Raw genomic sequence first — 10,151 nt, forward strand, 5'->3', positions numbered from 1 at the left:
TCTTGCTATGCTGCCGTTTTTCCTCCCTCCCCATCGACTCAATCGGCAAGAACCCCCCCCCCCCCCCCCCCCCCCCCCCCCCCGCCCCCCCCCCCCCCCCCCCCCCCCCCCGCCGCCCGCCCTGCGGTGGACGGAGGCGCCGCCCGGCGTCGCCGTCGTCGCGTGCGTGCGCGACGAGGAGGCATACCTGGCCGAGGCCGTCGGGTCCGTCCTCGCCCAGGACTACCGCGGCCCGCTGCGGCTGGTGCTCGCCGTCGGGCCGTCCCACGACGCAACGGCGCGGGTCGCGGCGGAGCTCGCCGCGGCGGACCCGCGTGTCGTCGTGGTGGACAACCCGACCGGCTCCCGCTCCGTGGGGCTCAACCTCGCGTCCGGGCATGCGGGCGACGACGACCAGGTGCTGCTGCGCGTCGACGGGCACACGGTGCTGCCGGCCGACTACGTGACCCGGGCGGTCGCGACGCTCGAGCACACCGGAGCCGTGGGCGTGGGCGGCCTGATGCACCCGGTCGGGACGTCGACCGTGCAGCGGGCGGCGGCGCGCGCGATGAGCCACCCGGCCGGGATCGGCGCGGCGTCGTTCCACGTCGGGGGCGAGGCGGGGCCGTCCGAGACGGTGTACCTCGGGGCGTTCCGGCGCTCGGCGGTCGAGGCCGTCGGCGGGTACGACCCGTCGCTGGTGCGCGCGGAGGACTGGGAGCTGTGCCTGCGCCTGCGGCGCGCGGGCGGGCTGCTGTGGTTCGACCCCGCCCTGCAGGTCACCTACCGCCCGCGGCGCACGCTGCGCGCAGTGGCCAAGCAGTTCTGGCGCACCGGCATGTGGCGCCGCGAGGTGATCCGGCGCGACCCGTCCACGGCGAGCGTGCGCTACCTGGCGCCGCCCGCCCTCGTGCTCGGGCTCGTCGCGTCCGCGCTGCTCGTCGCGGGCGGCGCGCTCGCCGCGCTGCCGGCGGTGGCGCTCCTCGGCGCGGCCCTCCCGGCGGCGTACCTCGCCGGCGTCGTCGCCGCGTGCGCGCACGCCACCGGCCGCCGCCCGCGCCTGGGCGCGCTCGAGGCCGTGGTGCTGCCCGCCGTCGTCGTGACGATGCACCTGGCGTGGGGAGCGGGCTTCGTCCGCGGCCTCACCGCCCGGGCGGTGGCCGACCACCGCGCCTGACGTCCCGCTCCCGGGTCGCCGAACAGGCAGTTGACACCGTTATCGGCCGGAATCCGGCCCGATAACGGTGTCAACTGCCTGTTCGGCACTGTGGCGGGGCGGGCGGAGGGGTCAGCGGGAGAGAGTCAGGCGCTGCGCGACGGCGACGGGCAGCGCGGAGCGCAGCACCGTGTACGCGTGCCGCGGCCAGGACCACGGGCGCACGCGGACCGAGGGCAGGTCGCCGGCGCGGGAACGCCGGGCCAGGTCGTGCACGGCCGCGGGCAGGCCCGACGGCGCGGTGTGCAGGTAGTGCTCCTCGCTCCACACCGGGTCGGGCGTGGGGCCGCCGGCGCGGAGGGTGGTGGCGACGTCGTCCAGGCGGCGCAGGCAGCCCGACGCCGCGAACGGCTCGTTGAGCTGCTCCGGGCCGACGCCGAAGTCGGCGAGGAACACCGTGGGCAGGCCGCGGGCCATCGACTCCAGCCCGGCCGTCGAGCTGACCGTGAGCAGCGCCGTGCCCGGCGTGAGCTGGTCGGCCATGGGGCCGGTGGCGAAGGCGACCGCGCCGGCGGCGTGCCCGAGGCCCGCGTGCTCGGCCTCCCAGAGCGCGTCGAGGGGGTGTGCCTCGTTGTGGGTCTGGCGCTCGCCCGCGCGGGCGCGCAGCTTGACGACCACCTCCAGCCCGTCCGCCGCGAGGCCTCCGAGCCCGTCGAGCAGGGCCACGCGCTCGGCGCGCGTGGCGGGCACCTTGGCCTGCGCCGCCAGCACCACGCGTCGCACCGGGGCGGGCGCGGCGGTCGGCGAATCGTCGAGGAACGGCAGCCGCGTGAGCACGAGGTCGGGGCGCGCGCCCTGGTTGGCGAACGCCTCGACGTACGGCGCCGCCTCCACGCGCGCGTGCACCACGAACGCGTCGCACCAACGCCGCCAGCCGGTGCCCTGCGGCGTGGCGGGCAGCGCCATGCCGGGCAGCCCGGTCAGCAGGGCGGGACGGCGGCCGGCGGGCAGTGCCCGCACCACCTGCGCGGCGACGAGCTCCGCGACGGGCCCGGTGGCGGCGACGAGGACGACGTCGGGACGGGTGCGGCGCACCAGCCGGCGCAGCGCCCGCGGGCCCAGCACCGGCGGGCGCCCGACGCCCGTGCCGCTGACGGCCGCGGCCGCCTGGCCCGCCGTCGGGGCGATGGGGGAGCGCACCAGCACGGCCGAGACGCGCACGCCCTCGGCGGCCTCGGCACCGTCGGCGCCGTCAGCACCGTCGTCGTCGCGGAGGCGGGCCAGCGTCCAGACCCCCCACTTGAGGTAGGAGTCGGAGTCGGCGACCGCGAGCACGCGGGGCGCCCGGCGCTCGACGGGCGGGGGGGCGGCGCTCCGCCGCTCGCGGGGCGTGGCGCGGGGGAGCGGGCGGGCGAGCGTCATGCGCGCGACGCGACCGACGCGGGCCGGCCGGGACGCAGCGGCCCCGTCGCCGGGCCCCCGGCGGACGCGGCGGACTCGGTCGCCGCGCGGGTGGCCAGCGCGTGCGTGCGGCCGAGGTGGCGGCGCAGCTCGGGCGTGGCGCGGTCGGTCCACCAGGCGTCCGGCACGGCGTGCGGGGCGACGACGACGCCGCGGGGCGCGAGCAGGCGCGAGAGGGTGACGGCCGACGTCGACGGCAGCATCACGGTGCGCTGGCCGGGTCGCAGCCCGCGCAGCCGGATCTCGACGGGGGCGCCGGGCTCGTCCACCGTGACGCCGGGCAGGCGCTCCAGCAGCGCGGACACCAGCGGGTCGTGGCGGCGGTGCGGCACGTAGCGCACGGGGCCGTCGGCGGCGATCCCGCGCACCCACGCGGCGTACCGGTCGGCGTGCACGAGCCCGTCGGCCACGAGCGCGGAGCCCACGACGACCGTCGACTCGTCGGGGGCGTTGCGCTGCGGCCGCGAGCGCAGCCACGCGAAGTCGTGGGGGCGCACGTCCACGCCGAGCGCCCGCAGCCCGACGAGCGCGTCGTCGTCCAGGGGGATGGTGGTGCACAGGGTGAGCCGCCCGGCGGCGGCGACGCGGCGCAGCCGCCGCGCGGCGAGGGCGCCGAGGCCGTAGCGCAGCGGGTCGGGCGGCGCCGTGAGGCGCACGAGCGGGGACCCCGTGAGCACCCGGCGCACGAGGTCGAGGGTCGCGAGCCCGTCGTCGACGACGACCAGGCGCTCCGGCGGCCGCGGCGCGCGCAGCAGCGCGGCCTGGAACGCCCCGGAGAACGGGTCGCCCACCACCACGGTGTCGTCGGGCAGGCGGCGCGGCGCCGGCGCGGGCTCCACGTCCAGCCCGGCGGGCAGGCCGAGGGCGCGCACGGCGTCGATCCCGGCGGTCAGGGCCGGGACGTCCGCCCGGGCCAGCACGCGGGTGCGGGCTCCGGCGTGCCCGGCGGCGTGCGCCTCGACGGCGCAGAGCAGCTGGAGCGGGGACTCGACGAGCGCGGTCACGCGGCCAGTCTCACCGCGGCGGACGACGAGCCGGGGACGTCGGCATGGCCGCCGGGTGAACGTTGGGTGGGCGGCGGGCCTCGCGCCCGGTCTCGCGCCCGGTCTCGCGCCCGGTCTCGCGCCCGGTCCTGCGTCCGGTCCCGCGCCCGTGGTGGCTCCCGGCCGGGAGGCCCCGGGGTGCCTACGATGTGCGCGTGCCGCCGTCGCGCCCCGGACCCCGGACGTCGCTCCCGCCGGGGAGCCACGCCGCGGCGACGTGGACGATCCCGGCCGACTACGGCGGCATGACGTCGGCAATGCTGCGCAGGTCGCGGTCGTTCGTCCAGGAGGCGGGCGTGCCGGTGCGGATCCTGACGTTCGCGCCGGACCTCGACGTCGACGCCGTGCGCGCGTCCCTCGAGTCCCGCGGCGAGCTGATCGACGGCACCACCCTGCACAACGTGTGGCACGACGTGTGCCGGCTCCCCGACGACGCCCTCGGCGTGCCCCGCCGGGCGCGCCCGGCGCGGGTGCCGGCCGCGGCGCCGGGGGAGCGGGTGCGCACGGAGGGCGGCGGCGACGGCCCAGGCCCCGGCGACGGCGAGGGCGACGGCGAGGACGACGAGACGGGCCGCGTCCTGCACTTCCGGCCGGACGGCTCGCTCGCGGCCGTCGAGGAGCGATCGCGCGTGGGCCGCCGCGCGGTGACGCTCTACGCCCGCGACGGCCGCCGCGGGCGTCGGCTGCCCTCGGTCTGGGCGCTCTACCGGTCCTGGCTCGAGGACGTGCTGCCCGCGGGGCCGCGCTTCGTCGTCGTCGACAGCAAGACGATGGTCCCGTTCTTCGCCGCCGGGGGGTGTCGCGACCTGCGCACCGTGCACGTGGTGCACGGCGCGCACCTGGCCGCGGACGCCGTCGACGCGCACGGCCCGCTCACCACGGCGCGCGCGCCGCTCGTGGAGCACCTGGACGACTTCGACGCGGTGGTCTTCCTGACCGACGCGCAGCGGCGGGACGTGCTGGACCGGGTCGGGGAGCGCGCGCACACCGTCGTGGTGCCGAACGGCACCGACCTCCCGGACGGCCCCGTGCCCGCGCACGCCGACCGGTACCGCGGCGCCGTCGTGGCGTCCCTGGTCCTGCGCAAACGGGTGGGGCACGCGGTGACCGCGACCGGGCGCGCCGCCCGGCGGACCGGCCTCGGCCTCACCCTCGACGTCTACGGCGACGGGCCCCGGCGGGCCGCGGTCGAGGCGCGCGCGGCGACGGTGCCCGGGGTCACCCTGCACGGCTTCGTGCCCGGCGCGGCGGACCGGCTGTCGGCCGCCTCGTACCTGCTGGTCACCAGCCGGTCCGAGGGGCTGCCCCTCGTCTTCGCGGAGGCGATGGCGCGCGGCTGCGTGCCGATCTCCTACGACATCCGGTACGGGCCCTCGGACATCGTCACCGACGGCGTGGACGGCTTCCTCGTGCCCGACGGCGACGTCGACGCGCTCGCGGCGGCGATCGAACGGTTCGTGACGCTCGACGACGCGGCCGTGCGGCGGATGCGCGAGGCCGCGGTCGCCACCGCCCGCGGCTACTCCGACGCCGCCGTCGTGGCGCGCTGGGCCGAGGTCTTGCACGACGTGGCCCGCCGCCCCGGGCCCGCCCGCCGGCTGCCGGTCGTGCGGCACGTGGCCGGTATGCTGCGACGCGCCCCCCACTGACCGACGACGTGTCTGGAGACCCATGCCTGCCACACCCCGGGGCGCCACGCTGCGGCGCCGGATCCGTTCGCTGGGGGGCAAGGTCGTGCGACGGCTGGGGCTGCTGCCCGGTGGCATGCCGGACGGGCTCGGCGAGGACGAGGCGCTGCTCGGCACGTCGTGGCCGTACGAGGTGCTGGTCTACTTCGCGGACACCCCCGAGGCGCTGTACCAGATCGAGCAGTGGTACGACACGTTCCGCGCGCTGCACGCCGAGCACCCGCTGGTCGTCGTCACGCAGGACTCCCGCACGGCCCGCGCGATCCGCCGCGACAGCGGCCTGGACGTGCGCACGGTCGCGCGCTACACGACGCTCGACGACGTCCTGGGCCGCTCGGCCACCAAGCTCGCGCTGTACGTGAACCACAACCCGGAGAACTTCACGTGCCTGCGGTTCGGGCAGCTGGTGCACGCGTCGCTCATGCACGGCGACAGCGACAAGCTCGTCACGGTGTCCAACCAGACCAAGGCGTACGACTTCTCGTTCGTCGCGGGGCAGGCCGCGGTGGAGCGGATGGCGCGGTTCAGCACCCTGTACGACGCGCATGCCCGCTGCGTGCCCGTGGGCCGCCCCCAGCTGGACGATCAGCTGAGCCTGCGCGCCAGGACCCCGCGCGGCACGCTCCCGACGGTGCTGTACGCGCCCACGTGGGAGGGCGGGCAGCCGTCCGCCGAGTACGGGTCGGTCGCGACGCACGGGCCGGCGATCGTGCGGGCCCTCGTGGAGTCCGGCCGCTACCGGGTGCTCTACCGCCCGCACCCGCTCACCGGCGTCCGCGTCGCTGCGTACGGCGAGGCGGACAAGGCGATCCGCGAGTACCTCGCCGCGGCGCCGGCGCCCGCCGAGGGCCCCGGCCACGGCACGGACACCCACGGCGACGTCGCGCCCGCCTTCGCGGCCGCCGACCTGCTGGTCTGCGACGTCTCCGGCGTCGCCATGGACTGGCTCGCGACGGGCGAGCCGATCGTCGTGACGCGCCCCGTGGGCGACGTGATCATCGCCTCCAGCCCGCTCCTGGAGCTGGCCCCGGAGCTGCCGGTGTCGGCGCTCGGCGACGTGGTCGCCGTCGTGGACCGCGAACTCGGCCAGGACCCGACGCGCGAGCAGCGCCTCGCGCTGCGGGAGCACTACCTCGGTGACACCGCCCCCGGCGCCGCCACGCGCCGGTTCGTCGCCGCGTGCGAGCGGCTGATGGACGTCCGCGACCGCGAGGTCGCCCGGGTCAAGGCCGCGGAGCAGGCCTGACGCACGGCTGACCCATTCAGGTCCGACGCCGCCCGGTCCGGGTCACGCCGGTCCCGGGCCGGGGCGCGCGGCGACGAGGGCGTCGCGGCGGGCCACGCAGTCGTCGACGAAGTCGAGGAACCTCCTGCTGCTCTCGCCGCGCGCGAAGCCGAAGTAGTGGTCGCGCAGGCGCGCCCGCTCGTCGCGCCGCGGGTCGGCGGCGAGGTTCGCGGCGAGCACCCCCGCGAGGTCGCCGACGGTGTCGTCGTCGACGACGTCCGCGGCGCCCGCGAGCGGCGCCTCGGCGACGAGCCGGACGCGGTCCGTGCGCCGGTCGGTGAGGACGACGGGCGCGTCGGGCCGCAGGTAGAGGAAGTCGAGCCCGACGGCGGAGATGTCCGTCACGAGGAGGTCGGCGGCCGCGAACAGGCCGCGGACGTCGGCCCGGAGCGGCCGCTCGTGCGGCGCGCCCGCGGCGGCGAGCAGGCGGACGATCTCCGCGTGCGCGGCCGCCACCGCGCGGTCCTCGCCGTCGAGCACCCGGGGGTGCGGCTTGTAGACGACCCGGACGTCGGGGAGGGCCAGCAGGGCGCGCACGACGGCGACGCCGTACCGGTCCAGGGAGGTGTAGTTGTTGGCGTCGTCCTCGCCGGACCACGTCGGGGCGTAGAGCACGGTGCGCCGGCCGGGCAGGGGCGCGAGGGTCGGCACGACGTCGAGGTCGAGCTGCGGGCGCCCGCACACGACGAGGCGGCCGAGGTCGAAGTTGATGAGCGCGCGGCGGTGCCGCTCGACCGCGGCCGGGCCCGCGACGACGACGTGGTCGTAGGCCTTGGCCTGGTTCGAGACCATCGAGATCTTGTCGGACTCGCCGTGGTTGACGTGCACGTGCAGGGCCCGCTGGTAGATCAGCGACTGGAAGTTCCGCCAGCCGTTGTTGACGTAGACGACCACCTTGACGTCGATCTGCTTGTAGAGGCGGCGCAGGCCGTCGAGCTCGAGCGCGTAGAGCACGGGGAGGTCGGTGGCGGCCCGCAGCTGCTCGGTGAGCTCCCACTGGCGGGTGACGACGGCCAGCGGGTGCCGCTCGGCGACGCGCTCGAGCACGGGCAGCCACTGTCGCAGCTGGTAGGCCTGCAGGGGCGTGTCGGCGAAGTACGCGACGACGGGGTACGGCGGCAGCCCCTCGACCTCGGGGGAGAGCTCGGGCGGCTCGCCGCCGATGGTGCTGCTCACCAGCCGCTTGGCCCGGGAGCCCGCGCTCAGGAGCGTGCGGGCGAGCGCCCGTCGGGCGCGCAGCCGGAGGGTGGACCGCGGGGCGCTGACGTCGGGCATCGTGGCCTCCCTGCGGGCCGGGCGGGGGTTCACCCCGGTGTCATCTCGAGTATTCCACGGGGTCACCGGCAGGCCACGGGTTCGTCGCCGGGGGCTGGGATCGGGGGCGGTTCGTCGCTGTAGGATCGACGGGGCCTGTCAGCCACAGGCCGTACCTAGAAGACGGGTATGCCAGCTACGTGACCACCGACACCACCACGGGCGCCGCATCGGGTGACCGCGGGAAGCCGGGGCCGGACGCACTTCGCCCTCCGGATCCGGTCGTGCCCGACACCACCTCGCGGGAGCGCCAGGCGATCGCGGAGCAGTTCGGTCTGCGCCCCATGGGCGTGCGCCCGCCGCTCGGCCGGTACATCAAGGACGTCGCCTCGCGCTGGGCGTTCATCCGCGTGCTCGGCACCGCGACCGCCTACTCCAAGAACCAGAACAACTACCTCGGTCAGCTGTGGGCCGTCCTCAACCCGATCCTCAACGCGATCGTCTACGTGCTGATCTTCGGCATCCTGCTCGGCACGAGCCGGGGCGTCCTGAACTCGATCGCGTTCATCGTGATCGGCACGTTCCTGTACCGGTTCTTCGAGCAGTCGGTGCACGCGGGGTCGCGGTCGATCGCGCAGAAGTCGAACCTCATCCGGTCGCTGCACTTCCCGCGCGCGGTGCTGCCGATCGCGCAGGTGGTCTCCCTGCTGACCACGCTCGTCCCGGCGCTGCTGGTGATGTGCGCGATCGTGCTGCTCAGCGGCCTGCTGCCAAAGTACGCGATGGTGCACGTGACGTGGAGCTGGCTCCTCCTGCCGGCGATCATCGCGCTGCTGTGGATCTTCAACACCGGCATCGCGTTCGTCGTGGCGCGGGCGGTGGCGATCACGCCGGACCTCGACAACATCATCGGCTTCGTGCTGCGCCTCGTGATGTACGCGTCGGGCGTCATCTTCCCGGTGATGCACTACGTGAAGGACCTCCCGGCGACCACGCAGGCGATCATCGGGCCGATCCTGGAGTACCAGCCCATCGCCGTGTACCTGTACGTGGCGCGCTCCATCCTGACGCAGGAGCCCACCATCCCCCAGGACCCGGTGATGTGGGCCTGGGCCGCCGGGTGGGCGGTCGTGTCGTTCGCCGTCGGTTTCGTCGTGTTCTGGCGTGGAGAGGAGCGGTACGGCCGTGACTGAGTCGGAGCTGCACCTCGACGTGGACCTCGACGAGGAGTTCGAGCCGGAGGACCTCGAGGGCCCCAAGCCGGTCGCCACCCTGGGCGACCCGGTGCTCGTCGTCGACGACCTGCACATCGTCTACCGCGTGTTCGGCGGCAAGGCAAAGCAGGTGGCGGCCAAGGGCGGCGCGAACGTGCGCGAGGCGGAGGCGCCCAAGCGCTCCTTCCTGCGCCGCCTCGTCAGCTCGACGTCGCAGCACGTGGGGGCCGTGAGCGAGGTGCACGCCGTGCGCGGCATCTCCTTCGTGGCCCGCCACGGCGAGGCCATCGGCATCGTGGGCATCAACGGGTCCGGCAAGAGCACCCTGCTGCGCGCGATCACCGGCCTCATCCCGCCGCACTCCGGCTCGGTGTACGTGGCGGGCGACCCGGCGCTGCTGGGCGTCAATGCCGCCCTCATGCCGCAGCTCTCGGGCGAGCGGAACATCTGGATCGGCGGCCTCGCCCTCGGGCTCACGCCCAAGCAGGTCGAGGAGCGGTTCGACGAGGTCGTGGAGTTCGCCGACATCGGCGACTTCGTCTACATGCCGATGAAGACGTACTCCTCGGGCATGGGGGCGCGGCTGCGGTTCGCGATCTCGTCGGCCGCCACGCCGGACATCCTCATGATCGACGAGGCGCTGGCCACGGGCGACGCGGCGTTCAAGGCGCGTTCGAAGGCGCGCATCGACGAGGTGCGCAAGAACGCCGGCACGATCTTCCTGGTGAGCCACTCGATCACCACGATCGAGGCGATGTGCACCCGCGTGCTGTGGGTGCACCAGGGCCAGCTCGTCATGGACGGCCCCACCGACGAGGTCCTGGGGCACTACCGGAAGTTCGTGCGCGCCCACCGCGCCGCGAACTCCTCGGGCCGCGCCGGCGGCGTCGGCCCGCGCGCGCGGCGCAAGAAGAAGCCGCAGGACTGACCTCGGCCCCACCGAGGCCGCGCTCGCGAACGCGAGATCGTTGTGGGTGGGGGCTTGGGGGGGGTGGTTCTCCTACAACGCCGACACAGGACAACCCCCCAACCCCCCCGGAGGTAGGGTGTAGGGGTGTTTTGCCTACCACA

The 10,151-nt window shown here is 75.8% G+C and carries 8 protein-coding genes; 5 read left to right on the forward strand and 3 right to left on the reverse strand.

All coding sequences use genetic code 11. The features are described 5' to 3' along the window. Positions 1–121 precede the first annotated feature (121 nt). On the forward strand, positions 122–1,156 hold the full coding sequence (locus tag ACWF41_RS19255) for a glycosyltransferase family 2 protein (protein WP_452183105.1): 1,035 nt from the start codon (positions 122–124) through the stop codon (positions 1,154–1,156). 111 nt (positions 1,157–1,267) lie between these two features. Here ACWF41_RS19255 and ACWF41_RS19260 read toward each other — a convergent pair whose 3' ends face one another. After that, on the reverse strand, positions 1,268–2,557 hold the full coding sequence (locus tag ACWF41_RS19260) for a DUF6716 putative glycosyltransferase (protein WP_380325423.1): 1,290 nt from the start codon (positions 2,555–2,557) through the stop codon (positions 1,268–1,270). Beyond that, positions 2,554–3,600, reverse strand: coding sequence for a hypothetical protein (locus ACWF41_RS19265; RefSeq protein ID WP_380325420.1), 1,047 nt, complete (start codon positions 3,598–3,600; stop codon positions 2,554–2,556). Before ACWF41_RS19265 ends, ACWF41_RS19260 begins: the two co-directional genes overlap by 4 nt. Before the next feature lie 194 nt (positions 3,601–3,794). Between ACWF41_RS19265 and ACWF41_RS19270 the strand changes: the two genes are divergently transcribed. Then, positions 3,795–5,288 (forward strand): glycosyltransferase, encoded by a 1,494-nt coding sequence (locus ACWF41_RS19270; protein WP_380325418.1) that lies wholly within the window; start codon positions 3,795–3,797, stop codon positions 5,286–5,288. Between the two features lie 22 nt (positions 5,289–5,310). Then, positions 5,311–6,573 carry a CDP-glycerol glycerophosphotransferase family protein gene (locus tag ACWF41_RS19275; protein ID WP_380325415.1) on the forward strand — a complete coding sequence of 421 codons (1,263 nt, stop codon included), beginning with the start codon at positions 5,311–5,313 and terminating at the stop codon, positions 6,571–6,573. A gap of 42 nt (positions 6,574–6,615) precedes the next feature. Here ACWF41_RS19275 and ACWF41_RS19280 read toward each other — a convergent pair whose 3' ends face one another. Further along, positions 6,616–7,887, reverse strand: coding sequence for a CDP-glycerol glycerophosphotransferase family protein (locus ACWF41_RS19280; RefSeq protein WP_380325412.1), 1,272 nt, complete (start codon positions 7,885–7,887; stop codon positions 6,616–6,618). Between the two features lie 263 nt (positions 7,888–8,150). Between ACWF41_RS19280 and ACWF41_RS19285 the strand changes: the two genes are divergently transcribed. Both ACWF41_RS19285 and ACWF41_RS19290 read left to right on the forward strand, forming a co-directional pair. Next, positions 8,151–9,059, forward strand: a complete 909-nt coding sequence (locus tag ACWF41_RS19285; protein WP_380325409.1) for an ABC transporter permease — start codon at positions 8,151–8,153, stop codon at positions 9,057–9,059. After that, the gene (locus ACWF41_RS19290) at positions 9,052–10,008 is read left to right on the forward strand and encodes an ABC transporter ATP-binding protein (RefSeq protein WP_380325406.1); all 957 of its coding nucleotides are present in this window, start codon (positions 9,052–9,054) and stop codon (positions 10,006–10,008) included. Before ACWF41_RS19285 ends, ACWF41_RS19290 begins: the two co-directional genes overlap by 8 nt. Positions 10,009–10,151: the final 143 nt, after the last annotated feature.

It is taken from the genome of Isoptericola sp. NPDC055063, assembly GCF_053608125.1.

Bases quoted from the DNA above. Each gene is read 5' to 3' on its own strand.
- ACWF41_RS19260 (WP_380325423.1), bottom strand. From the start codon at position 2,557: ATGACGCTCGCCCGCCCGCTCCCCCGCGCCACGCCCCGCGAGCGGCGG.
- ACWF41_RS19275 (WP_380325415.1), top strand. From the start codon at position 5,311: ATGCCTGCCACACCCCGGGGCGCCACGCTGCGGCGCCGGATCCGTTCG.
- ACWF41_RS19280 (WP_380325412.1), bottom strand. From the start codon at position 7,887: ATGCCCGACGTCAGCGCCCCGCGGTCCACCCTCCGGCTGCGCGCCCGA.